General features: G+C 57.6%; 23 protein-coding genes. 13 read left to right on the top strand and 10 right to left on the bottom strand.

Annotation, left to right across the window (positions count from 1 at the left end; translation table 11 throughout):
• Positions 1–5: 5 nt before the first annotated feature.
• From PhaeoP97_RS00655 to PhaeoP97_RS00645, 3 genes are all read right to left on the bottom strand, one after another.
• Entirely contained in the window at positions 6–350 is a 345-nt protein-coding gene (locus PhaeoP97_RS00655; RefSeq protein WP_072503428.1) for a relaxase family protein, read from the bottom strand.
• Between the two features lie 129 nt (positions 351–479).
• Positions 480–1,502, bottom strand: a complete 1,023-nt coding sequence (locus PhaeoP97_RS00650; RefSeq protein WP_072503427.1) for an aspartate-semialdehyde dehydrogenase — start codon at positions 1,500–1,502, stop codon at positions 480–482.
• A 77-nt stretch (positions 1,503–1,579) separates the two neighbouring features.
• Complete coding sequence (locus PhaeoP97_RS00645) at positions 1,580–2,758, bottom strand: MFS transporter (RefSeq protein WP_072503426.1); 1,179 nt, start codon at positions 2,756–2,758, stop codon at positions 1,580–1,582.
• Between the two features lie 142 nt (positions 2,759–2,900).
• Between PhaeoP97_RS00645 and PhaeoP97_RS00640 the strand changes: the two genes are divergently transcribed.
• Positions 2,901–4,058 carry a DUF3095 domain-containing protein gene (locus PhaeoP97_RS00640; RefSeq protein WP_072503425.1) on the top strand — a complete coding sequence of 386 codons (1,158 nt, stop codon included), beginning with the start codon at positions 2,901–2,903 and terminating at the stop codon, positions 4,056–4,058.
• A 34-nt stretch (positions 4,059–4,092) separates the two neighbouring features.
• Here the strand turns inward: PhaeoP97_RS00640 and PhaeoP97_RS00635 are convergent, their stop codons facing one another.
• Positions 4,093–4,743, bottom strand: coding sequence for a carbonic anhydrase (locus tag PhaeoP97_RS00635; protein WP_072503424.1), 651 nt, complete (start codon positions 4,741–4,743; stop codon positions 4,093–4,095).
• Positions 4,744–4,880: 137 nt separating this feature from the next.
• Here PhaeoP97_RS00635 and PhaeoP97_RS00630 point away from each other — a divergent pair, with 137 nt between their 5' ends.
• The 3 genes from PhaeoP97_RS00630 to PhaeoP97_RS00620 all read left to right on the top strand — a co-directional run bounded on the left by PhaeoP97_RS00630 (position 4,881) and on the right by PhaeoP97_RS00620 (position 7,829).
• On the top strand, positions 4,881–5,276 hold the full coding sequence (locus PhaeoP97_RS00630; RefSeq protein WP_192849674.1) for a hypothetical protein: 396 nt from the start codon (positions 4,881–4,883) through the stop codon (positions 5,274–5,276).
• Between the two features lie 301 nt (positions 5,277–5,577).
• Entirely contained in the window at positions 5,578–6,972 is a 1,395-nt protein-coding gene (locus PhaeoP97_RS00625) for a leucyl aminopeptidase family protein (RefSeq protein ID WP_072503423.1), read from the top strand.
• 8 nt (positions 6,973–6,980) lie between these two features.
• Positions 6,981–7,829: a C40 family peptidase gene (locus tag PhaeoP97_RS00620; RefSeq protein ID WP_072503422.1), complete on the top strand. Its 849-nt coding sequence runs from the start codon at positions 6,981–6,983 to the stop codon at positions 7,827–7,829.
• 23 nt (positions 7,830–7,852) lie between these two features.
• On the opposite strand, the gene PhaeoP97_RS00615 is transcribed toward PhaeoP97_RS00620, so the two are convergent.
• Together PhaeoP97_RS00615 and PhaeoP97_RS00610 are read right to left on the bottom strand one after the other, a co-directional pair.
• Complete coding sequence (locus PhaeoP97_RS00615; RefSeq protein WP_072503421.1) at positions 7,853–8,197, bottom strand: DUF2794 domain-containing protein; 345 nt, start codon at positions 8,195–8,197, stop codon at positions 7,853–7,855.
• A gap of 67 nt (positions 8,198–8,264) precedes the next feature.
• On the bottom strand, positions 8,265–8,966 hold the full coding sequence (locus PhaeoP97_RS00610) for an ArsR/SmtB family transcription factor (RefSeq protein ID WP_072503420.1): 702 nt from the start codon (positions 8,964–8,966) through the stop codon (positions 8,265–8,267).
• A 163-nt stretch (positions 8,967–9,129) separates the two neighbouring features.
• Between PhaeoP97_RS00610 and PhaeoP97_RS00605 the strand changes: the two genes are divergently transcribed.
• Positions 9,130–9,702 carry a c-type cytochrome gene (locus tag PhaeoP97_RS00605; RefSeq protein ID WP_237028964.1) on the top strand — a complete coding sequence of 191 codons (573 nt, stop codon included), beginning with the start codon at positions 9,130–9,132 and terminating at the stop codon, positions 9,700–9,702.
• A gap of 16 nt (positions 9,703–9,718) precedes the next feature.
• Here PhaeoP97_RS00605 and PhaeoP97_RS00600 read toward each other — a convergent pair whose 3' ends face one another.
• A complete protein-coding gene (locus PhaeoP97_RS00600; RefSeq protein ID WP_072506224.1) occupies positions 9,719–10,342 on the bottom strand; it encodes a TetR/AcrR family transcriptional regulator in 624 nt (207 codons plus the stop codon).
• Positions 10,343–10,620: 278 nt separating this feature from the next.
• Here PhaeoP97_RS00600 and PhaeoP97_RS00595 point away from each other — a divergent pair, with 278 nt between their 5' ends.
• The 7 genes from PhaeoP97_RS00595 (at position 10,621) to PhaeoP97_RS00565 (ending at position 17,098) form a co-directional block, all read left to right on the top strand.
• On the top strand, positions 10,621–11,559 hold the full coding sequence (locus tag PhaeoP97_RS00595) for an AEC family transporter (protein ID WP_072503419.1): 939 nt from the start codon (positions 10,621–10,623) through the stop codon (positions 11,557–11,559).
• 145 nt (positions 11,560–11,704) lie between these two features.
• Positions 11,705–12,538, top strand: coding sequence for an S-formylglutathione hydrolase (fghA, locus tag PhaeoP97_RS00590; protein WP_072503418.1), 834 nt, complete (start codon positions 11,705–11,707; stop codon positions 12,536–12,538).
• Positions 12,539–12,541: 3 nt separating this feature from the next.
• Positions 12,542–14,029 (top strand): Si-specific NAD(P)(+) transhydrogenase, encoded by a 1,488-nt coding sequence (gene sthA, locus PhaeoP97_RS00585; protein ID WP_072503417.1) that lies wholly within the window; start codon positions 12,542–12,544, stop codon positions 14,027–14,029.
• Positions 14,029–14,499: a YaiI/YqxD family protein gene (locus PhaeoP97_RS00580; RefSeq protein WP_072503416.1), complete on the top strand. Its 471-nt coding sequence runs from the start codon at positions 14,029–14,031 to the stop codon at positions 14,497–14,499. The genes sthA and PhaeoP97_RS00580 overlap by 1 nt, the downstream gene beginning before the upstream one ends.
• A gap of 84 nt (positions 14,500–14,583) precedes the next feature.
• Positions 14,584–15,549, top strand: coding sequence for a DMT family transporter (locus PhaeoP97_RS00575; protein WP_072503415.1), 966 nt, complete (start codon positions 14,584–14,586; stop codon positions 15,547–15,549).
• A gap of 11 nt (positions 15,550–15,560) precedes the next feature.
• A complete protein-coding gene (locus tag PhaeoP97_RS00570) occupies positions 15,561–16,181 on the top strand; it encodes an HAD family hydrolase (protein WP_072503414.1) in 621 nt (206 codons plus the stop codon).
• On the top strand, positions 16,178–17,098 hold the full coding sequence (locus PhaeoP97_RS00565) for an ornithine cyclodeaminase family protein (RefSeq protein WP_072503413.1): 921 nt from the start codon (positions 16,178–16,180) through the stop codon (positions 17,096–17,098). The genes PhaeoP97_RS00570 and PhaeoP97_RS00565 overlap by 4 nt, the downstream gene beginning before the upstream one ends.
• 24 nt (positions 17,099–17,122) lie before the next feature.
• On the opposite strand, the gene PhaeoP97_RS00560 is transcribed toward PhaeoP97_RS00565, so the two are convergent.
• A complete protein-coding gene (locus PhaeoP97_RS00560; protein WP_072503412.1) occupies positions 17,123–18,361 on the bottom strand; it encodes an MFS transporter in 1,239 nt (412 codons plus the stop codon).
• A 235-nt stretch (positions 18,362–18,596) separates the two neighbouring features.
• Between PhaeoP97_RS00560 and zapE the strand changes: the two genes are divergently transcribed.
• The gene (gene zapE, locus PhaeoP97_RS00555; protein WP_072503411.1) at positions 18,597–19,667 is read left to right on the top strand and encodes a cell division protein ZapE; all 1,071 of its coding nucleotides are present in this window, start codon (positions 18,597–18,599) and stop codon (positions 19,665–19,667) included.
• Between the two features lie 118 nt (positions 19,668–19,785).
• Here zapE and PhaeoP97_RS00550 read toward each other — a convergent pair whose 3' ends face one another.
• Together PhaeoP97_RS00550 and accD are read right to left on the bottom strand one after the other, a co-directional pair.
• Complete coding sequence (locus PhaeoP97_RS00550; protein ID WP_072503410.1) at positions 19,786–21,054, bottom strand: bifunctional folylpolyglutamate synthase/dihydrofolate synthase; 1,269 nt, start codon at positions 21,052–21,054, stop codon at positions 19,786–19,788.
• 93 nt (positions 21,055–21,147) lie between these two features.
• Positions 21,148–22,092 (bottom strand): acetyl-CoA carboxylase, carboxyltransferase subunit beta, encoded by a 945-nt coding sequence (accD, locus tag PhaeoP97_RS00545; protein WP_072503409.1) that lies wholly within the window; start codon positions 22,090–22,092, stop codon positions 21,148–21,150.
• Between the last annotated feature and the right edge of the window lie 13 nt (positions 22,093–22,105).

Raw genomic sequence — 22,105 nt, 5'->3', positions numbered from 1 at the left:
CTCGTTCAGGCTTCGCTTGAATCATCTGGCAACGGAGCACCAAAGCGCGCCTCCAGCTCTTTCCCAGGAAACCCGAGGAACCGGCAGGTACAGATTTCCACATGGCTATTTGCATCACGAAGGCGCATGCGATCTTGATCTCGTTGCAGGTAGAACCCTTTGCTCCTCAAAGCCCGGATCAGGTCGAGCCAGTTCTTCGCGGTGCGAAAACTCTCACTCAGGACCATACGCAACTGCGCGACCATCTCCGCATCCAGGCGTGAACTGGTACGTGCACTGGCCCAGGCGCTCTCTCCGATACCGGTGTGCGTGGCCTGTGATATCGCCTGCGTTGTTGTCTTCTCCGTCATTATCTTACCCCCAGTTACCGTTGTCTAACCTCCATCAGACTAATGGTATCAAGGCTGGCAAGAACATCTGTACAAACGGTAAATGGGCCATCTCTTTCGAGACAGCCCCCTTACTAAATGGATAGGTTTTTAGCCTTTTTTCAGGACTTCACGGCCCAAAAGTTCAGCAATCTGCACCGCGTTCAGGGCCGCGCCCTTACGCAGGTTGTCGCTGACACACCAAAGGTTCAATCCATTATCAAGCGTCGAATCCTGACGAATCCGGCTGATAAATGTGGCGAAATCACCCACGCACTCAACCGGTGTGACATAGCCACCATCTTCTCGCTTATCGATCACCATGATGCCCGGTGCCTCACGCAGGATATCGCGGGCCTCATCTTCGTCCAGGTGATCTTCGAATTCGATATTGATCGCTTCAGAGTGACCAACGAAAACCGGAACGCGAACACAGGTTGCTGTAACCTTGATCGACGGATCGACGATCTTTTTGGTTTCGGCAACCATCTTCCATTCTTCCTTGGTGGAGCCGTCATCAAGGAACACATCGATATGCGGGATCACGTTGAACGCAATCTGCTTGGTGAACTGTTTGGGCGGCTTGTCGTCTGTCGGGTTATAGATCGACTTGGTCTGATCCCAAAGCTCATCAATGCCGTTTTTGCCGGCCCCGGACACCGATTGATAGGTCGACACCACGACACGTTTGATCTTGGCACGGTCATGCAAAGGCTTCAGTGCAACAACCATCTGCGCGGTTGAGCAATTGGGGTTGGCGATGATGTTTTTCTTGGCATAGCCGTGTACCGCCTCGGGGTTCACCTCGGGAACGATCAGCGGCACATCATGGTCATAACGATAAAGCGACGAGTTATCGATAACCACACAGCCCACGCGCGCCGCCTTGGGCGCGTACTTCTTTGTTGCGTCGGAACCAATGGCAAACAACGCCATGTCCCAGCCCGTGAAGTCAAAGGTATCGAGGTCCTGCGTCGTCAGTGTCTTGTCACCGAACATAACCTCTGTACCCAGCGATTTTCGACTTGCCAGAACGGCAATCTCGTCCACCGGGAACTGGCGTTCGGCCAGGATATTCAGCATTTCACGGCCCACGTTGCCCGTGGCGCCGGCGACAACGACGCGATAACCCATATTATTTCTCCAGTTAAACCGACCTTGTGACCGGCTGCGGTGTCTTATCGGGAAAGGCCCCGCGTGGAAAGGCCAGATCAATCCAAGCTATCGCGACTGAGCAGATATATTGCGCACCCACCCGCTAAAAACGCCAGGAGAAAACCAAAAATGGCAAAATAGGGCAAGGAAAGGTCCGCTCCGGTCATTTCCGCATGTAGCCGACCACTGGCAAACTGCATGATTCCCACGCCACCGATGCCAAAAAAATTGAGCATGGTCACCCCGCGCCCAACCAGATGCGGCGGCACAAAGGCGCGACCATGTGCCAGGATAACCGGAAAAGACGCACCAAAAAACCCGATCACCGCTATCAGTGCAACCACCAGCACCACTGGCCCGTCGACCAAGACCATCAGCCCGCCTAGCGCCACGCAGGCAAGCAGATTGCCCCCCAGTACCACGCCCTTGCGTGTACCAAGCAACCGATCCATCGGCCCATAGGCCAGAGTACCGAGGATCATTGCAACCCCCATCACCAGACTGGCGATACCCACGGCCCCGCGCTCCAAAGAAAATACATCGTTCAAATAAGGGCCAATCCAAAGGCCGCGCAACGCAGCCGAGGGCGCATAGGCCACAAACATCATCACAAAAATCGGCCAAAGGACCGGCATCCGCAGGATATCAAATACAGATCCCTTGGGGCCATCAGCAACCTCCACCCGCGACGGATCCCGGACAGTCAGTGCAATGCCGATCGCCACAGCGGTGGAAAGCCCTGCAAGACCAAATAGCGTCCCACGCCATCCCAACAGCTCAACCGCGAGGGCCGTTGGATAAGACGCTACCAGATTACCAAGCGACCCGACACCCAGCATCAATGCGGCCAGTGTCGCAAAGCGACGCGGTGGATATTCGCGGGCAAAGATGTAATATGACGCCATCAAAACCGGCGAACAGCCGATCCCGATCAGAACCATCGCCAAACTAATGTGGACCGGTGTGCCTGCCAGCGCAAACACCAAGGCCCCGCCTCCCCCGCCAATCAACAACAGCACCGCTGCAGTGCGGCTGGGGCCGACACGGTCCAGCGCCCAACCAACCGGCAATTGCATCGCAGCGAAAGTCAGGAACCAAAGCCCAGATGCAAATGCAAGGTCTCCTGGCGTCGCCCCAAGGTCGCTTTGCAAGGATGAACTAAGCACCGCCAGAAACGCACGGAAAAACTGACTGAGCACATAGCCCAGACACAAGATGATAAGCCCCGCCTGCATGGCCCAGTCCCCCCGATGACATACTGCGGCCCACAGTGGCGATTTGGCATCATTTCGCAAGAGTGAGAAACCACTTAGCCGTGATTGGTCGTGTGGCCACCGCGCGCTAGGCTATGATTTCAGCAGGATGAACGGATCGCATATGACACAGGACGGTTTTTACCAGGGCCTTGCGCCCAGCCGCGATTTTGCAGCCTTGACCCGGACCGCGGCCTTTACGCCACTGCCTCGCGACTGGATGGTTGGGTGCTGTGATATTGTCAATTCCACCGACCTAATTGCAACTGGGCGCTATAAAACGGTGAACACCATAGGCGCCTCGGCAATCGCCGCGATGATCAACGCCCTGAAGGGCACCCCCTTCCCTTATGTCTTTGGCGGCGATGGCGCGTCTTTTGCAGTTGCTCAAGAACATGCAGACATTGCGCGTGACACGCTGGCGCGCCTGCGCAGTTGGGCCAGCGATGAGTTCGATGTTGATTTACGCGCAGCTCTGTTGCCCGTCTCGTGGATCCGGGCCGAAGGGTTGGATGTTTCCGTCGCGCGCTACGCTGTCTCAGAGGCTGCAGACTACGCTATGTTCAGCGGCGGAGGCCTTAACTGGGCTGAACGGCAGATGAAACTTGGTGGGTTCGAGGTCCCGGCCGCTGCGCTCCCAGACCCACCTGACCTGACCGGGCTGTCCTGCCGCTGGAACACCATCCCAGCGCGCAACGGTATGATATTGTCGATCGTTGTGCAGCCCAGCCCCGGTGCCTCACTCAAGAATTTTGCCCAAATTGCCGGAGATGTGCTTGCCGTAGCAGACCAGTTACACCGCAAAGGTCACCCCGTGCCGGACGGCGGGCCCAGTTTCAGCTTTCCCCCACCCGGACTGACGCTGGAGGCCAAGGTATCGCGCGGGAAACAGGCACTCATTTTGCGAAAATTGCGACTATTTTTCGAAACAACCATTGCGGCCATTGCCCTTAGTCGGCGCAAACCTTTGGGTGGATTTGACGCAGTCCACTACCGCAAGATGCTGGTGACGAATGCAGATTTTCGAAAATTTGACGACGGTCTGAAATTAACCCTCGATTGCCCACCCCAAGTGCGCGACAAGATCGCCGGCATTTTGGAGCAGGCGATGATCGCAGGCCATGTGCGTTACGGGCTGCATGAACAGGACGAGGCATTGGTGACCTGCATCGTTCCATCTGTCATGCGGGATGACCATGTACATTTCATCGATGGTGCCGCGGGCGGCTACACACAGGCAGCGCTGCGCATGGCCGCGGCGTCAGACCACGCCACAGCCTGAACCGCCGCTTAGGCCAGCCGCCAATCGTGCGATGTCAAACCTGCATGAACTTTCCACTGCGCGGTTCGTAACACTCCAACCCGCCTTCGCCGATATCGGTCCACAATCCGTGCAGGCTTAGCGTGCCATCACGGACCGCGCTGTCGATAAAGGGAAATGTCATCAGGTTTTCAAGCGAGGCAACAACTGCCTGGCGTTCGAACTGGCGTGCCTGGGCGTCTTCATCCTCAATATCCTCGACCAGAGAAAACTTTGGCTTAAGGATATCCATCCACCGGCCGACGAAGCTTTCTTTGGCGTCCAATCCGGGCGCGTGCCCCTTGCACATGTCAATACACCCCTGCACGCCACCGCATTGCGAATGGCCCAGTACGATAAGATGCGCGACCTTTAGAACGGTGACCGCATATTCAACGGTCGCGCTGGTGCCGTGATGGTCTCCATCGGGCTGATATGGCGGTACCAGATTCGCGATATTTCGGTGGATAAAGAATTCACCCTGGTCCGCCCCGAAGATCGATGTGACATGAACTCTGCTATCACAGCAGGAAATCACCATAGCGCGCGGGCGCTGACCTTCACTTGCAAGCCTCCGATACCAGCCCTGATTGTCGCTATACGTTGTGGCTTTCCACCCGTGATAGCGCGTCACCAAATAGCTGGGGAGGGGTTTGGCAAATTCCATCTGTCGTTCCTCGAATGACCTCTGTCTGGTCTGTTATCAAGGATTGTCACCAAATTCGAGCGATTTGCTCACCCGGCTGGAAACCTTTTGACAACTTCTAGGGCGCAAATTTGGCCCGTGCCGTGGGGGCATAAATAATGGGGTTTAATGTGGTGGCTCAAATACTCACTGTAATACACAAAGAAAACGTGCGCCTGGATTCAGACAAACTGTCTGACCTTTATGCGCAGCTTGGCGAAGCCGGGGCCGAAGATGTGGTCTGTCGCGCAATTGAGGAGTTGGCGGTCCGCCTGTCTCATTGCGAACGGCTTTGGCGGCAGAATGATCTGCCGAACCTACGCAAAAGCGCGCGGTCTCTGATCGCCATCGCGGATCAGATTGGCATGTCAGCCATGGCGCGGGTCGCCGGCGACGTGACCGCCGCGATCGATGCCAATGACTTCGCAGCCGCGTCAGCGACGTTGTTTCGACTGATGCGAATTGGCGAACGGTCACTGACCGCAGTATGGGAGCAGCAAGACCTCTCTGTCTGACAAATGACCCTGGGGGGACATTTGTTCGGAAAGTACTGACAGCGGCTCTGCCGCCGATGGAAACACTGCTCCAACTGTCAGAAACGAGAGGGGATCACCCCGCTGCTGTCGACCTGTTCGTTGAGACGCGTGTTTTGCGTCCGGGCTCATCATTGGGCCCTTCTTGGCGTTGCAATTGCGCAAACAATGAGAGCTGCAGCCAGTTGAAACGACTGGCTGCGCGCGACAGAGCAGGGCTTGCAGACGGCGCTGTGGCAGATACTGTTACGCAGAACTGCCCCCGGATCCGGAGTAATCCACCATGCCTACTGCCAAGCCCCCTGCCTTTGCCAAGGCAGATACTGATTGCATCAATCTACATGTGCTGGAGCAGGACGGCTGCGAAAGCTGGCTTGCAGACGCGCCTGCGACGGTGGCCAATTGGGCACGTGCAATCGGGTTTCGTGGCGCCATTGGGCAATCCGTCACAATACCCGGCGAGGACGGCCTGCCCAAACAGGTCTTGGTCGGCTACGGCACAAGCAAAGACCGCGCACGGCGCCGGTTTATTCTGGCGGCAGCGCTCACAAGTTTACCCAAAGGCACATATCGGCTGACTCAGGGGATCCCCACAGACGAACGCGCCGTTGAATGCTTGGGCTGGTTGCTCGCCCAGTATCAATTTGACCGCTACAAATCCGGGCAGGATCTCGACAGGCATCTGATTGCCCCTAATGGCATTGATGCCGCACATATCGAAACCCTTGCTGCAGCGGAATTCCTGACCCGCGATCTGATCAATACGCCCGCCTCTGACATGGGACCAGATGACCTGCACCGCGCGGCTCAGGCGCTTGCCGATCAGCACGCTGCAACACTCGACGTTGTCGCAGATGACGATTTGTTGACGCAGAACTTTCCTATGATCCACACGGTAGGCCGCGCCTCGGACCGTCGCCCACGCCTGCTGGATATGCGCTGGGGCACATCTGGCCCAAAACTGGCACTGGTTGGGAAAGGGGTCTGTTTTGACACGGGCGGCCTCAACCTCAAACCGGGCAGCAGCATGGGGCTGATGAAAAAGGACATGGGCGGAGCTGCGAATGTGCTAGGATTGGCGCATATGATCATGGCCAGCAATCTTTCGGTTCAGCTACGCGTTTTGATTCCGGCCGTGGAAAACAGTGTATCCGCCAATGCGTTTCGACCAGGAGACGTGCTCACCGCGCGCAATGGCATGACCGTGGAAATCAACAATACCGACGCTGAAGGGCGGCTGGTCTTAGCCGACGCATTGGCCTATGCAGCCGAAGACGGGCCTGATTTATTGGTCTCCATGGCCACGCTGACGGGTGCGGCCCGGGTTGCAGTTGGCCCAGATCTCGCCCCCTTTTACACCGACTACGATACCGATGCCGCTGTCCTCAGCGCGGCTGCAGGCACCGCAGCAGATCCGGTCTGGCGGATGCCGTTTCACGCCCCTTATGAGGCCATGATCGAACCACAGATCGCAGATCTCGACAATGCGCCAAGCGGTGGCTTTGCCGGATCCATTACCGCTGCTCTTTTCTTGCGCCGGTTCGCAGGAGACAGCCGGTATATGCATTTTGATATCTACGGCTGGACCCCAACCGCTGCACCCGCACAACCCAAAGGCGGCGCGCTGCAAGGCGCGCGAGCGCTGTTTGACGCGTTGCCGCAGATGCTGGGGCTCTGAGGTCTGTGATGAACGATGCACGCCGCACTCCCGTCAACGATCGCATTGCCGCCCGACATCTCCCGCTGCCCCCTTCAGGACGCACCAGTGTTGAGGGACACGCGGCGCGCATCGGGCTGCCGCTTGTTGACCTCTTGCGCTGCCCCGATGGTCCGCGTGACCGTCAATTGCTGCTTGGGGCAGAGGTCACAATCTATGAGATCCGCGACGGCTGGGCCTTTGTTCAGGCCGCCGCAGATGAGTATGTCGGCTATGTGCCGACAGCCGCGTTGGCAGAAGCGCGCGCAGAATTGACCCATCAGGTCCGCACGCCAGCGACACATGCCTATAGCGCGCCGAATATGAAATCCGCAGATCTTTGCAGCCTTAGCTACGGCAGCCGGCTTGTCGTGTCCGCCTTCACGGAGAAATTTGCCGAAACCGACCGCGGGTTTGTCCCGGCCAACCATTTGCGCGCAATCTCCGAATTGGACAGGGACCCGGTTGCGGTTGCAGAACTGTTTCTGGGAACGCCTTATCTGTGGGGGGGGAACAGCCGCGCGGGGATTGATTGCTCCGGTCTGGTTCAGACCGCGATGCTGGCCTGTGGCGTGAACTGCCCCGGCGATAGCGATCAGCAAGAACATGAACTGGGCGCAGATATGCCGCTCGGCAACACCGCAGTCCCCAGTGATCTGCGGCGCGGGGACCTGCTGTTTTGGAAAGGTCACGTGGCTCTGATGCAGAATAGCGAGACGATGATCCACGCCAACGCCTATCATATGGCTGTCGCACTAGAACCTGTGATGGATGCCGTAGAACGGATCATGGAACAGGGCGACGGCCCCGTAACAGCGCACCGTCGTCCAGCGATCTGAAGCGATTGCTTCCATCAACAGAGTTAGGTCACCGAACGGATCAACTTGCGTTCAAGAACACGTAGGACCGTTTTCAGGTCATGGCCCCGCTTCAGGATCTGCCCGTCCATGCCTACGACCGCATACTGCCCCTGCCGTCCGCGCAGCTTTGGACGTTTTTCTATACGATAAAGGGGATGTTCGGCAGTGCGGCGGAAAACCGAAAATACAGCCAGATCTCGCAGAGTGGAAATGCCATAGTCGCGCCATTCACCAGCCGCAACCATGCGGCCATAGAGCGACAGGATAACAGACAGTTCCGTGCGGTGAAAAGCAACCTGCTGCGGGCCAGAAGATGAGGAAAAGGGCTGCACTTTGTCAAAGCTCATACCATCAGCGTCGCGTCAAACGCCTATTAAATCAAGCATTATCGCACGGCATGCCGTGATTGGCTAATCAGGACATCGAAAATTCCGGCACCACAGCGCCGGTGTCCAAACCGATAATCTGGTCGAATGCCGCGCGCCCAGGCGCGGTCAACAGTAACCCACGTTTGACAGCCTGACGTTTGACCCATCCTGTCTCCAGCGCGTGTGACAACAACTGACGCCCCAGCGCGCCTGAGATATGCAACCGCCGTTCTGTCCAATCCATGCAGGGCCGTGCAAAAGGCTGGCGACCACTGCGATCAGGCAAGGTTACGCCCAATTTGCCCCATTCTACGGCGGGAAGCACTTCGAACCCGCCGTTTCGCTCAATCAATATACCCAGCTCGACAAAGCGGGCTGTCATCGCCACTGCCAGCGGGCCGGCGAAATGGTCATAACAGCTGCGCAGAGGAGCCAGCCCACCGGCCTTGCGTTGCTGTGCGCGATGCAGATGATCCGATGGTGCAATCGCTGCAAGCTGCTCCAATGCCAGCGCAACCTCCGCGTTGGCAAGCCGGTGAAACACGCAACGCCCGCGTTTTTCAGCCACCACAAGACCTGAGGATTGCAGCAGTTGAAGATGGGCCGTGGCGGTGGGTGGCGTCACCCCGGCCGCCGCCGCCAACTCTTTATTCGTGTAAGAACGCCCGTCCAAAAGCTCGCACAACATGCGTGTGCGGCTAGCATCAGCAAGCGCTTGGCCAAGGATATCGAAACGTGGAGTGCTCATGTCGCTCACGATAGCCTACCCACGCGGCACACAGCTAGCGCAAACGTTTCGCCCAGTATCGAAGGATTGTCTGAAATGGTCCTGCCCCGCGTTAACGCCAATCTAACCGGTCATTCTTAGATTGCACACGGGCGTATTTCATAACGGCGAGGACGCATAAGCTATGCAGGATAAAATGCCCGGACTGAGGCGCGCGGCAGCGACCGGGCCTGCCGCCAAATCTTATGTCGCAAGGGCGCGCACACACCCGGATTGGCGCAAATCACCTCCGGTCCGCCTGATGTTGCTCGCTGCGATGATGATCATTGTGGTCTTGTTGCTGAACACAGCTGCCAAGGCCGACAATACGCCGACAAACAAATACGTCGCTGAACGTATCGCCTTGATGAGCGCCCAGAAAAACGCACTGCAAGATCTAATTGCCATGACCAGAGACTATATCGTCTTTGACCGGTCTGGCGCACGGGAGGCGCGGCGCGCCCTGATCCGTTCCACTGGGCGCATCCCTAAACACTTCCGGCGGGATGTGACGGACCTGTCTTCCCATGCACGTGGTGGAATCTGGACAAATTGGGATGATTTCACAATCCACGCAAAGGACACACAAAACGCCGCCCGCGCCTTGAATACACGGTCGGCGGCCGGACTAAAACGTAGTCTGCCCAGGTTGATTTCGTCCTGCCACAACTGCCATCAGATTTACCGTATAACACCCAGAGAGTTTACCACGCATTGACGTCCGCCAAAGACGATCAGATGTCGGGCCCGTAGCGAGACAGGAATATCTCAATCGCAGCATCGACCACGCGCGCACGCTCATCCTCAGTGATCTCGCTATCGACGTTGAACAATAGCCGCAGGAACATATCCGCACGGCAGAGCTCTGCAAACTGATCTGCCGCTAGGTTGATATCCTTGATCCGCAGTTCACCGCGTGCCACCGCGCCCGTCAAATACTCACTCAGCTGCGCGCGGATGGTGGCCGGCCCGCTTTCATAGAACCGGCGCCCCAGATCCGGAAATCTGTCCGCCTCGGCAACACAGATGCGGAACATCTTGACCCCGAATTCCGACAGGATCACCGACAGGACATGGTGCCCCGCCTCGCGCAAGACCGTCGCGGGATCACAGCAGCCAGAGGTAATCGCCACCGCAGTGTCGGCCTGATGCGCGCATCCATGGCGCGCCACCTCCATGAACAGCAACCGCTTATCGGGGAAATAGCTGTATAGCGTGGCTTTAGAGACACCGGCTTGTCGAGCGATATCATCGACGCTTGCGCCTTCGAACCCATTGGCCATGAACACATCGCGCGCGCCCTGAAGCACTTGATCGTATTTGCGGCCTTTGCGAGGAATGGCGGCTGGCTGGTTCATCAAAGCTCCTGGTTTCGACATGCCACTTGGACTGGATTTCCTGCGTTCACGGCCCAATCTAGGCATTGACCCGCAAGGTCAAGCATGACCTCACACTCTATTGTGACGCGATGATATCATTAGAAACTAGAGCCATGTGCGGCGAAAGGAAATCATGACGTCGCCGCGCTCGATCAGAGCAGAGCCATGCACTTGGATAAGACACTTGGCAAAGGCGGCCCATTCGGGCTGCGAAACGCCCTTTTCGCGTTGGTCAATTCAGGTTACCAGTTACGTCGATGCTCGACATATTTTTGAGAACACTACCATTTTTTGCAATCATCGGCCTCGGGTACGGGGCCGGTCGCAGCCGTTTCTTCGGAGAAACCGCGACTGCACATCTCACGAAGTTTGTGTTTTATTTCCCTCTTTCTGCGATGATCTTTGGCTTTGCCGCCAATCTATCCTTTGTCGAGATCTTCAACCCCCGCCTGATCATCGGCTACCTGCTTGGCACCATGGCTGTCTATCTGCTGACCACCCTCGTGGCGGCGATGCGGCAGCTCGACATGCAGACAGCCGCAGTTGAGGCCCAATGCGCGGCCATCGGCAATGTCGGTTTTCTGGGCCTGCCAATGATGGTGCTGCTGTTTGGCCCAGCGTCAGTCGGGCCTATGATGCTGATCCTCAGTGTCGATCTTGTGGTTTTTTCCTCACTCATCGTTATCTTGATCAATCTGGGGCGCGGCAGTGGCCTCGGCAGCGGAACCTTCCGGCTTGTTGGTCGTGGATTGCTGCAAAACCCGATGATCCTGTCAATATGCGCAGGTTTGATTTGGTCGGCGCTGGCTTTACCAATCCCCGATCCGGCCAACGCGTTTCTGGTCTTGCTGGGCGATGCAGCCACACCCGGTGCGCTTTTTGCAATTGGCGCGTCGCTTGCCTCCAAATCGGCGGAACGCATCCAGATCGCCAGCTGGCTCAGCTTTGCCAAACTGGTGCTGCACCCGGCCTGCGTGGCTTTCTTTGTACTGGTATTGATCCCAGTTGACCCCTATGCCGCAGGGGTGGCCATAGCAGCTGCCGCGCTGCCGGTTGCCGGCAATGTGTACATGCTTGCGCAACATTACTGCGTCGCACCGCACCGAGCTTCTGCCGCGATCCTCGTGTCCACGACGCTGTCCATTCTGACGTTGCCATTGGTGATTGCTTGGGTTTCCGCACTGACCCTGCCTTAAACCAGCGCGGAGCCACGCAACTGGGTATTATTCAGGTTTTTGCAATCATATGTCGCAAAAACAGGGACCACAGACGCGCAGTCACTGGACGCTATGGCTGACCACAGGTAGCGATAGAGCAACACAGAACCAAAGGAGTCGCCTCATGGAAACCGTCTCGGAAAATACCGCCTTCGGCGGCGTACAAGGCGTCTATCGCCATGCCAGCAGCAGCACGAATTGCGACATGACCTTTGGTCTGTTCTTGCCGGAAGAGGTGGCTGATGGTCCGGTGCCGCTGCTGTGGTACCTCTCTGGGCTGACCTGCACTCATGAAAACGCCATGACCAAGGCCGGGGCGCAAGCCTGGTGTGCCGAACAGGGGATCGCAATTGTCTTTCCCGACACCTCGCCGCGTGGCGACGGGGTTGCTGATGACGACGCATACGATCTGGGTCAAGGCGCGGGGTTCTACGTAAACGCCACACAGGGCCCTTGGGCATCACACTTCCAGATGTGGGACTATATCACCGAAGAGCTGCCAGTCCTGCTGGGGCAGAATTTTGCAATCGACCTCGATCGGCAGTCGATCACCGGTCACTCCATGGGCGGCCACGGCGCTTTGACCATGGCGATGAACCTGCCCGGGCGCTTCCGTTCGGTGTCGGCTTTTGCGCCGATCTGCAATCCCTCGGCCAGCGACTGGGGCCGCAAACAGCTGACCGCCTATCTTGGCGAAGATGAAACCACCTGGGCACGCCATGATGCCACCCTAATGATGCAGGACAGCGGCTTTGATGGGCCAATTTTGGTGGACACCGGCACCACTGATCAATTCCTTGATCTATTGAAGCCCGAAGCCTTGGCGCAAGCGACGGCAGCCCGCCGCCAGCAGGCGGTACTGCGGATGCAACCGGGCTATGATCACAGCTATTTCTTTGTCTCCACCTTCATGGAGGATCACGTATCCTTCCATGCAGAAGCGCTCTACCGGGGCTGATCCATGACAGAATTTGACTACGATCTAATCATTATCGGTTCTGGCCCTTCTGGCCGGACCGCTGCCATTCAGGCCGGAAAATTGAACCGGCGCGTGCTGGTGATCGACCGCAAGGATCGGCTCGGCGGGGTTTCTGTCCATACCGGAACGGTGCCCTCCAAAACTCTGCGTGAAACCGTATTAAACCTGTCAGGGTGGCGTGAGCGCAGCTTTTACGGGCGCGCCTACCGGGTGAAGGACCAGATTCAGGCCGAAGATCTCAAGGCCCGCCTGCACATGACCCTCGACCATGAGGTCGACGTTCTGGAGCATCAGTTCAACCGCAACCATGTTGAGGTTCTGCCGGGCCTTGCGCGCTTTGTTGGCCCGAATGAGGTCGAAGTTGCAACTGAGGCAGGCGATACCACCCGCGTTACCGGCGAGAAGTTCCTGATCGCCACCGGAACACGTACCTATCGCCCTGACTACGTGCCCTTCAATGGCAAAACCGTAGTCGATGGTGACGAGTTCCTCGAGATGGAGGAAATCCCGCGCTCGCTCGTTGTGGTCGGTGCAGGGGTTATTGGCGTTGAATATGCCACTATGTTCTCGGCACTGGATGTGCGGGTCACATTGGTCGAGCCCCGCGACACATTTCTTGATTTCATCGACAGTACGTTGATCCAGGATTTCACCCACCAGATCCGTGAAAACGGCGTTGATCTGCGCCTTGGCTCGGCCATCATCTCGATTGAGGACGAAGGCACTCACATCGAAGTCAGCCTGGAGAACGGACGTCACGTGCGGGGCGACATGCTGCTGTTCGCCGCGGGCCGCATGGGCAATACCGAAGCCCTCAACCTGGACGCTGTTGGACTGGAAACGGATCATCGCGGCCGCCTTAGCGTAGATCGCAAATCCTATCAAACCCCGGTGCCGCATATCTATGCAACCGGCGATGTGATCGGTCACCCCTCGCTGGCCTCAACCTCTCTGCAACAAGGGCGGGTCGCCGCCTGTCATGCGCTGGAAACCCCGACCCTACCAGAGAGCCCCTGGTTCCCATATGGCATCTATTCGGTGCCCGAGATGTCCACTTGCGGCATGTCCGAAGAGGAACTTCAGGAACGTGGCATACCCTATGAAATCGGCATCGCCCGGTTCCGTGAAACCTCCCGCGGGCACATCATGGGTCTGGAGCACGGTATGCTCAAGATGCTGTTTTCGCTCAAAACGCGCCGGGTGTTGGGGGTGCAGATCGTTGGTGAAGGCGCGACCGAACTTATCCACATCGCCCAGGCGGTCCTGAACTTAAAAGGGACGGTAGACTACTTCGTACAGAATACCTTCAACTACCCCACTCTGGCCGAAGCCTACAAAATCGCGGGTCTTGATGCGTTCAACCGGATGCCTATCCCCGATGAGTTTAAAGTGAAGAAACCCGGAGAAGAAAAACCCAAAGCCGCGACAAAGGCCAAAGTCGCTGCAAAATCTACCAAGGCTGCTGAGTAATGGCGCTCTACATCGACGCTGACGCCTGCCCGGTCAAAGCTGAAGCAGAGCGCGTGGCGACCCGCCACAAGGTCACGATGTTTGTCGTTTCAAACGGTGGGCTGCGCCCGTCGCAGACCCCCCTGGTTGAGACGGTGATCGTGTCCGAAGGCGCCGATGTGGCGGACATGTGGATCGCTGAGCGCTGCGGCGAGGGCGATGTGGTGGTCACCGGAGATATCCCACTGGCCGCCAAATGTATCGAAACCGGTGCCCGTGTGCTGCGCCACAATGGTGAGCGCTTCACGCCGGAAAACATCGGCCAGCAGCTCGCCATGCGGGATCTCATGGCCGATCTACGGGCCGCCAACCCGCTCGGGGCAGGCGGCAGCGGCAAGGGCTTTACCAAGGCGGACCGGTCCCGCTTTTTGGACGCATTAGAGCGGGAAATCCGTGCGGCTGCCGCACAGGCGGCACGCGAAACCCGTTAAGAACAGCGCAGCAGCAGAGGGTTACACTCGTCCTCTTGCCCTTTGCCTGCCTTTGGGTCACTGATCACCGATGGGGGATGATGCGTGACACAGCCACAGACCAAAATCAGCCTGTTCGGCGTGTTTGCGGCCATTGGTGCCGCCGTCTGCTTTTCCATCATCGACGTTATATTCAAATTTCTCTCCGGCGATTATCCTCTTTACGAGGTGGTGCTGCTGCGCTCGGTAGTGGCAATGATCGTGCTGTTAACGCTCATTATTCCGCTCGAAGGCGGCTTCGGTATACTGCGGACACGACAGCCCGGCCTGCATCTTTTGCGCAGCCTCGCGGTGCTGTTTGCCAATCTTTGTTTCTTTACCGGTCTGGCAATCATGCCCATTGCCGAAGCGGTCGCCATTGCCTTTGCCACGCCCCTAGTGGTGACGACTCTCTCGGTTGTATTTCTGAAAGAACGTGTAGGCCCCTGGCGCTGGCTGGCAGTTGCGGTGGGTTTCGCCGGTGTTCTCTTGATCATGCGCCCCGGCCCCGGGACGTTTCAACCTGCCGCACTACTGCCGCTGCTGGGGGCCTGTGGCTACGCGACGCTGCATGTGCTGACGCGCCGTGCAGGTGGCACAGACAGGGCTGCGACGCTGTCGTTCTACCCAACGCTTGGATTTCTTGTGGTCAGCGCGCTGGTTGGGATAGTCACCGGCGATGGCCGCTTTGCCACTGGCGACAGCGCCGCGCTTCAGTTCATCCTGCGCGGTTGGATCTGGCCTGCGCCACAGGATTGGATCCTGTTTCTGACCGTGGGTCTGGCAGGGTCCATCGGTGGCTATCTGGTTAGCCAGGCCTATCGCCAATGTGAGGCAGGCCTGGTCGCCCCGTTTGAATACATTGCCATGCCAATGGCCGTGCTCTGGGGTGTTCTGGTCTTCAACGAATGGCCCGATGGGCCTGTTTGGATTGGATCCGCCTTGATCATTGGCGCCGGTCTTGTTTCAGTCTGGCGCGAAACCCGTCGCAGCCGCCCGGCCCCACGCCCACGACCGCGATCCACCGGATAGGAGAAACGCCAATGCCCGTGACTGCCGTTGTCTTTGATATTGGTCGTGTATTGATCGAATGGGAGCCCGAACGATTTTACGACGCGTACATCGGTAAGCCGCAGCGTGAAGCCTTGTTTCGAGATGTCGACCTGCACGGGATGAACCTTGGCATTGATCGAGGTGATGATTTCAAAGAGGCGGTCTATTCGCTGGCGGGCCGGCACCCCAAGTGGGCCGAGGAAATCCGCCACTGGCATGACAGCTGGTTGCAGATGGCCAGCCCCGATATCCCCCATTCTGTTCGCCTGATGCGCGCACTTCGTCAGCGCAGAATCCCGGTATTTGCGCTGACTAATTTTGGTATCGGCACCTTTGATTTGGCTAAGAAAGTCTATCCGTTTTTTAATGAATTCGATCAGGTATTTGTGTCAGGACACCTGCAAACGATCAAACCTGAAGCGGCGATATACGCCCATCTGGAGCGGGATACAGGTGTGACACCCGAGCAGTTGTTGTTCACGGATGACCGCCCAGAGAACATCGAAGCCGCCGCCGCAAGAGGCTGGCAGACGCATCTGTTCACCACACCAGACACCTGGGCCCAGCGATTGGTCGACGAGGGCCTGCTACAATTGGAGGATGCCCAATGAGCACCATATTGCAGATCCCCTTTGCCGAGGGCGAGGCCACATTGAGCTGGCTGTCATTTTGCGAGGCGCTGGCTGCAGGTCACCGCTTGCCCAAGGCCGAAGTGTCCGACACTTTTCTGTATCGGGGAAAAGATACGTTGCTGAACCGCGCAGCCTGGATCGACGGTCTGGGTCTGGCTGTCAAAAGCGCCACAATCTTTCCTGAGAATCCAGAAGCAGGCCAGCCAATGGTGAATGGCGGCGTCTGCCTATACGATGACCTCCACGGTATGTTGCAAGCATTGGTAGATTTTCATCTTGTGACCAAGTGGAAGACCGCTGGCGACAGCCTGCTGGGTGCGCGACGGCTGGCCAATCCAGATAGCCAGGAAATCCTGATTGTTGGGGCTGGTACCGTCGGTGCCTCCCTGATTGAGGCCTTTGGGGCGGCATACCCCAAGGCCCAGATACGTGTCTGGAACCGCACGACAGCCAAGGCAGAAACGCTGGTTTCTAGCTATCCAGGCACCAGAGTCGCAGAAAATCTGGAACCTGCGGTGCGTGCTGCGGATATCATAATTACCTGCACCATGTCGTCGACACCCATCATACAGGGAGAATGGCTGCGTCCGGGCCAGCACTTGAATCTGATCGGGGCCTACCGCCCCGACATGCGCGAAGCGGATGACACAGCCCTGCACCGCGCCAAAATATATTGCGATAGTTTCGACACCACCGTTGACCATATCGGAGAATTCAAAATCCCACTGGCAGCGGGCACCATCAAACGTGCCAATATCCTCGCGGATTTTTACCAGCTGGATGCCTTCCCCGACTATGACCCGGCACACATCACCCTGTTTAAGAACGGCGGTGGTGCCCATCTGGATCTCATGACCAGCCGCCACATCCTGGACAGCTGGCGCAACGCAATGTGATCACTGCCAGCCGGTTGCCTTATTTCAAACGGCAGCCGGAGTCGGCGGACGCTCGCGGATCGGCAGGTGCACAATCGCACTAAAAGCGCCGATGCCCACACCAATCCACCACACCATCGTGTAATCGCCATAGATGTCATACATCCGCCCGCCCAGCCAGACACCCAAGAAACTACCCAGCTGGTGGCTGAAAAACACGATGCCATACAGTGTCCCCATGTAGCGCAATCCATAGAGGTGCGCGACCAACCCAGAGGTCAGCGGCACCGTCGCCAGCCACAGAGATCCCATCACAATCGAGAAAACGATGACAGACATCGGCGTGATCGGCAGCAGGATGAACGCCGCCGCAGCAATCGTGCGCCCGGTGTAGATCGCTGCCAGCAGGTATTTCTTGGAATAGCGATTGCCCAGATACCCCGCCAACAGCGTTCCGCCCACATTGGCGGCCCCAATCAATGATATTGCCACAGCACCGAGCGCCGACGTGGACGTAATCCCGATGCTATATAGCGCCCCGCCCGGCATGATCGGTCCGCACATTTCTGTCACGAAGGCCGGGAAATGCGCTGTAACGAAGGCCAGTTGATAACCGCAGCTGAAAAAGCCAAGAAAGATCAGCGTGTATGAAGGATCCTTGAACGCCTTCAGCAGGATCGTACCCATACTCTCTTCCAGATCTGCCTTGGAAACGGGCACGGGCGCACGCATCAACGGCAGGGTGGCTATCAGGGCCAGTATAACACCAGCAAAAACAAGGAACACGCTCTGCCAACTGAGAAAGGTGAGCAGCCACTCCGCAGTCGGCGCTCCGAAAATCTGTCCGGCTGAACCAGCCGCAGTCACAATTGCCAGCGACATTGACCGATTTTCATCAGAGCTGGACCGGCCAACCACAGCAAGAACCACGCCAAACCCGGTACCGGCAATTCCAAAACCCACCAGCCATTCGTAGGCCTGCATCTCAAACGGCGTGGTCGACCAGGCGCTCAACACCAAACCTGCCGCATAGATCAGCGCGCCTGTGACAATCGCCTTTCGATCGCCAATCTTTTCCGCAATAGCCCCAAAAATCGGCTGTCCGATCCCCCACGCGAGGTTCTGGATTGCAATCGCTAGTGAAAACTCCGACCGCAACCAACCAAACTCCTCCGCGATGGGAATCTGAAACACCCCAAATGAGGCGCGCACTGCAAAGCTGATCATGATGACGATACAGCCCACGATCAGAACGGGTGTAAACAACGGTGCCGGACGGGTCATGTTCTCTCTCCTTCCCGGAGATAGTCCGGTTCAGCGACGGTACGGATATTCACCAGTCGGTCAAATCAGGATTTTTGCGCCATCAGTTAAAGATAATTGATGTGATCACGGACACATCAATCCGGCATGTCAACGCGACGCTGTCATATCCTGAGCGCGTCAACACACAAGATTGACGTCCGACGATTCCCAGACACCGCTTTTCATCCGAATTTCTCCGCGCTATCCCTTGCTCATGACCCATCTGACAGAGCTATATCAGCAGAAAATCAACGCAGGCGAGCTGAAACCGGATCCAGCACAAGAGGCTGTTCTTCCGCATTTCGACCACATCGCCGCAGGTTTAAAAGCACCGCCAGTAAAACGTGGTATTTTCCGAAAAGCCACGTACGAACCGGTCCAGGGCCTGTATCTCTGGGGCGGCGTTGGGCGAGGCAAGTCGATGTTGATGGATCTCTTTGTCGACAGCCTGGATGACGTGCCCTCACGCCGGGTGCATTTCCATGCTTTCATGCAGGAAATCCACGCGAAAATGCACAAAGCCCGCCAGAACGGGGTCGAAGACGCATTGGCACCAGTCGCCGCGGATGTCGCAACCTCTGTGCGTTTACTGGCATTTGACGAAATGCAGATCACCGATATCACCGACGCAATGATTGTTGGGCGTTTGTTCGAGGCCCTGTTTGCCGCCGGAGTCACCGTGATCACGACATCAAACCGGGTGCCGGACGACCTATATAAGAACGGGCTGAACCGGCAGCTGTTCCTGCCGTTCATTGGTCTCATCAAACAGCAGATGCAGGTCCATGAGATGGTCAGCCCGGTTGACTACCGTCAGGATCGGCTCACTGGGGCGCAGGTCTATTTCTCACCTGTAAATGCCGAGGCAAGCGCGAATATCCGAGCGATCTGGGAAGATCTGTCTGGTGGTCCAGCCATGCCCCTGACACTGGAGGTCAAAGGGCGCGAGATCACTCTGCCCGCTTTTCGCAACGGCGTCGCGCGCGCCGGTTTCTATGATCTGTGCGGAAAAATGCTTGGGCCGGGCGACTATCTGGCAATTGCGGAGGTTGTCAAAGTTTTGGTTCTTGAGGACATACCCCGCCTGTCGCGCAACAACTTCAACGAGGCCAAGCGGTTTGTGACGCTGATTGATGCGCTCTATGAGGCAGGCGTGCGCCTGATCTGTTCCGCTGCAGCAGAACCAGAAATGCTCTATGTGGAGGGCGAAGGCACGTTCGAATTCGAACGCACAGCATCACGGCTGCGGGAGATGCAGGACAAGGACTGGGGTCAGCGGACCTGATCGAACCGCTGGAAACTGGCTGCGTTGCCGGGGGCGCTGCCCCCTCGAAAGCGCAGCTTTCTCGCCCCCGGAGTATTTTTGGAAAGGTGACACGTCACAGTCACCTCGGTTTCCAGTGTCACCCGTTCTCGCGCAGGATGTGACCAGCCAGATAGAGCGAGCCGCAGATCAGTACCCGCGCCTGAGGATCGCTGGCTGCAATCAATTTCAGCGCATCCATCGTGCTGTCTGCACTGGCTGCCCTGAGGCCAACAGATCGTGCCGCGGCCTCGGTCTCTGCTGCGGGCAGCGTATTCATCTCGTCCGGGATTGAAATCGCGGTGAGGCTTTCTGCATATGCGGCCAGCGGCTCCATATAGCCTGTCACATCCTTGGTATTCAGCATGCCGCAGATGAGGTGCGTAGGCCGCGCTGGAAGCCCCGCCAGCACATCCGCCAGCGCAAGGCCGGCCGCCGCGTTATGACCACCATCCAACCACAGCTCGGCCTCAGGCGCCGCATCCACCAGCGGACCAGTTTTCAGCTTTTGCATGCGCGCAGGCCATTCGGCGTGGGTCATTGCCGCCTCGCAAGCCGTCTCATCGGCACCCATATGGCGCAAAGCAGCGAGTGCCGCTCCAGCGTTCTGGATCTGATGTGCGCCGAGCAAGGCAGGCAGCGGCAGGTCCAAAAGGCCGTTCTCGTCCTGGAACACCAGCCGCCCGCGTTCTTCCCAGACGTGCCAGTGCTGGCCATAGGCAATCAGCGGTGCGCCAAGACGTGCGACAGTTGCCTCGATCACCTCCATCGCCTCATCAGGCTGCGGGCCGACCACAACCGGTACCCCGCGTTTGATGATGCCGGCCTTTTCCGCGGCAATCTTGGTCAGGGTATTGCCAAGAAACTGCTCGTGGTCGATGGAGATTGGTGTGATCACCGACAGTTCTGGTGTCACAACATTGGTAGCATCAAGTCGGCCGCCGAGGCCCACCTCAAGCAGGGTGTAGTCTGCAAAACTACGGGAAAATGCCAGTATCCCCGCTACCGTTGTGATCTCGAAATAGGTGATGGTTTCGCCGCCATTCTTGGCACAACACTCATCAAGAATATCCGTCAGATGCGCTTCGGAAATCAGATCCCCAGCCAGGCGGATCCGTTCATGAAATCGGGCAAGATGCGGCGAAGTATAAGCGTGGACTGATTTTCCCATCCCCTCAAGCCCTGCGCGGATCATGGCCTGGGTCGATCCCTTACCGTTGGTTCCTGCCAGATGGATCACCGGAGGCAGCTTTTCCTGCGGGTTGTCCAGTGCCGCGAGCAGACGCCAAACGCGGTCCAGCGTCAGATCAATGATCTTGGGGTGCAGCGCCATCATGCGGGCAAGGATCACGTCAGAGGTCTGGGTCATTGTGCGGCTCACTGTGGAGGTGGATCTTGATGCGTCACATAAAAACGGCCCGCCCTTTGAATAGGCGGGCCGCATAATCATACTTTAGCGACATTAGCTGTCAGCTGACGATGTCTCAGCGGCATCATCCGCGCCATTCGCGGCTTTTGCGTCCTCATCAGGGGCGGGAAGGTCGCCAACGATCTGGGGCGACAGCCCCAGCAGCATGCGGGTAATGGTGATCAGCTCAGCGCGCATTTCGGTGCGCGGCGTCACCCGGTCCAGCATCCCGTGATCCAGCAGGTACTCTGCCCGCTGAAAGCCTTCGGGTAACTTTTCGCGAATGGTCTGTTCGATCACACGCGGACCGGCGAAACAAATCAGCGCATTGGGTTCGGAAATATGTACGTCGCCCAGCATCGCGTAGGACGCTGTCACACCGCCAGTGGTTGGATGGGTCAGCACCACGATGTATGGCAGGCCTGCTTCTTTCAGCATCTGCACCGCGACCGTGGTCCGGGGCATCTGCATCAGCGACAGGATGCCCTCCTGCATACGCGCGCCACCAGCGGCGGAGAACAGCACCAACGGGCGCTTGAGTTTCACGGCTTCTTCGGCAGCAGCGATGATCGCATTGCCGACAAACATGCCCATCGAGCCGCCCATAAAGGAGAAATCCTGCGCCGCAGCAACAATCGGCGTTCGGCCGATCTCGCCGACAGCAACCAGCATAGCCTCTTTTTCGGAGGTTTTCTTCTGCGCTGCCTTCATCCGGTCGGGGTAGCGTTTCTGATCCCGGAACTTCAGCGGATCCGCCAATGGCTCAGGCACGGCAACCTCAGTGAAGACACCACTGTCAAACAGCGCCAGAAAGCGATCGCGCGGCGTGATATGCATGTGATGCCCGCAGTTGTTGCAGACATTCAGATTGTCGCTCAGCTCACGGTGAAACAGCATGGTGCCGCATTCATCGCATTTGCGCCAAAGGTTCTCGGGAACTTCGCGGCGCGAGAAGATCGAATTGATCCGCGGCCGGACGTAGTTGGTGATCCAGTTCATAAGCCATGCCTTT

Source organism: Phaeobacter porticola, from assembly GCF_001888185.1.
GTDB classification, from domain to species: domain Bacteria; phylum Pseudomonadota; class Alphaproteobacteria; order Rhodobacterales; family Rhodobacteraceae; genus Phaeobacter; species Phaeobacter porticola.
This window is presented reverse-complemented; position numbering and strand designations above follow the sequence as displayed.

What these genes read in the sequence shown, in the direction of transcription:
- PhaeoP97_RS00630 (WP_192849674.1), top strand. Translation starts at nt 4,881, where the DNA reads ATGGGGTTTAATGTGGTGGCTCAAATACTCACTGTAATACACAAAGAA.
- PhaeoP97_RS00570 (WP_072503414.1), top strand. Translation starts at nt 15,561, where the DNA reads ATGCCCGTGACTGCCGTTGTCTTTGATATTGGTCGTGTATTGATCGAA.
- PhaeoP97_RS00580 (WP_072503416.1), top strand. Translation starts at nt 14,029, where the DNA reads ATGGCGCTCTACATCGACGCTGACGCCTGCCCGGTCAAAGCTGAAGCA.
- PhaeoP97_RS00645 (WP_072503426.1), bottom strand. Translation starts at nt 2,758, where the DNA reads ATGCAGGCGGGGCTTATCATCTTGTGTCTGGGCTATGTGCTCAGTCAG.
- sthA (WP_072503417.1), top strand. Translation starts at nt 12,542, where the DNA reads ATGACAGAATTTGACTACGATCTAATCATTATCGGTTCTGGCCCTTCT.
- PhaeoP97_RS00565 (WP_072503413.1), top strand. Translation starts at nt 16,178, where the DNA reads ATGAGCACCATATTGCAGATCCCCTTTGCCGAGGGCGAGGCCACATTG.
- PhaeoP97_RS00610 (WP_072503420.1), bottom strand. Translation starts at nt 8,966, where the DNA reads ATGAGCACTCCACGTTTCGATATCCTTGGCCAAGCGCTTGCTGATGCT.
- zapE (WP_072503411.1), top strand. Translation starts at nt 18,597, where the DNA reads ATGACCCATCTGACAGAGCTATATCAGCAGAAAATCAACGCAGGCGAG.
- fghA (WP_072503418.1), top strand. Translation starts at nt 11,705, where the DNA reads ATGGAAACCGTCTCGGAAAATACCGCCTTCGGCGGCGTACAAGGCGTC.
- PhaeoP97_RS00635 (WP_072503424.1), bottom strand. Translation starts at nt 4,743, where the DNA reads ATGGAATTTGCCAAACCCCTCCCCAGCTATTTGGTGACGCGCTATCAC.
- PhaeoP97_RS00560 (WP_072503412.1), bottom strand. Translation starts at nt 18,361, where the DNA reads ATGACCCGTCCGGCACCGTTGTTTACACCCGTTCTGATCGTGGGCTGT.
- PhaeoP97_RS00650 (WP_072503427.1), bottom strand. Translation starts at nt 1,502, where the DNA reads ATGGGTTATCGCGTCGTTGTCGCCGGCGCCACGGGCAACGTGGGCCGT.
- accD (WP_072503409.1), bottom strand. Translation starts at nt 22,092, where the DNA reads ATGAACTGGATCACCAACTACGTCCGGCCGCGGATCAATTCGATCTTC.
- PhaeoP97_RS00620 (WP_072503422.1), top strand. Translation starts at nt 6,981, where the DNA reads ATGAACGATGCACGCCGCACTCCCGTCAACGATCGCATTGCCGCCCGA.
- PhaeoP97_RS00640 (WP_072503425.1), top strand. Translation starts at nt 2,901, where the DNA reads ATGACACAGGACGGTTTTTACCAGGGCCTTGCGCCCAGCCGCGATTTT.
- PhaeoP97_RS00605 (WP_237028964.1), top strand. Translation starts at nt 9,130, where the DNA reads ATGCAGGATAAAATGCCCGGACTGAGGCGCGCGGCAGCGACCGGGCCT.
- PhaeoP97_RS00600 (WP_072506224.1), bottom strand. Translation starts at nt 10,342, where the DNA reads ATGAACCAGCCAGCCGCCATTCCTCGCAAAGGCCGCAAATACGATCAA.
- PhaeoP97_RS00655 (WP_072503428.1), bottom strand. Translation starts at nt 350, where the DNA reads ATGACGGAGAAGACAACAACGCAGGCGATATCACAGGCCACGCACACC.
- PhaeoP97_RS00595 (WP_072503419.1), top strand. Translation starts at nt 10,621, where the DNA reads ATGCTCGACATATTTTTGAGAACACTACCATTTTTTGCAATCATCGGC.
- PhaeoP97_RS00625 (WP_072503423.1), top strand. Translation starts at nt 5,578, where the DNA reads ATGCCTACTGCCAAGCCCCCTGCCTTTGCCAAGGCAGATACTGATTGC.
- PhaeoP97_RS00550 (WP_072503410.1), bottom strand. Translation starts at nt 21,054, where the DNA reads ATGACCCAGACCTCTGACGTGATCCTTGCCCGCATGATGGCGCTGCAC.
- PhaeoP97_RS00615 (WP_072503421.1), bottom strand. Translation starts at nt 8,197, where the DNA reads ATGAGCTTTGACAAAGTGCAGCCCTTTTCCTCATCTTCTGGCCCGCAG.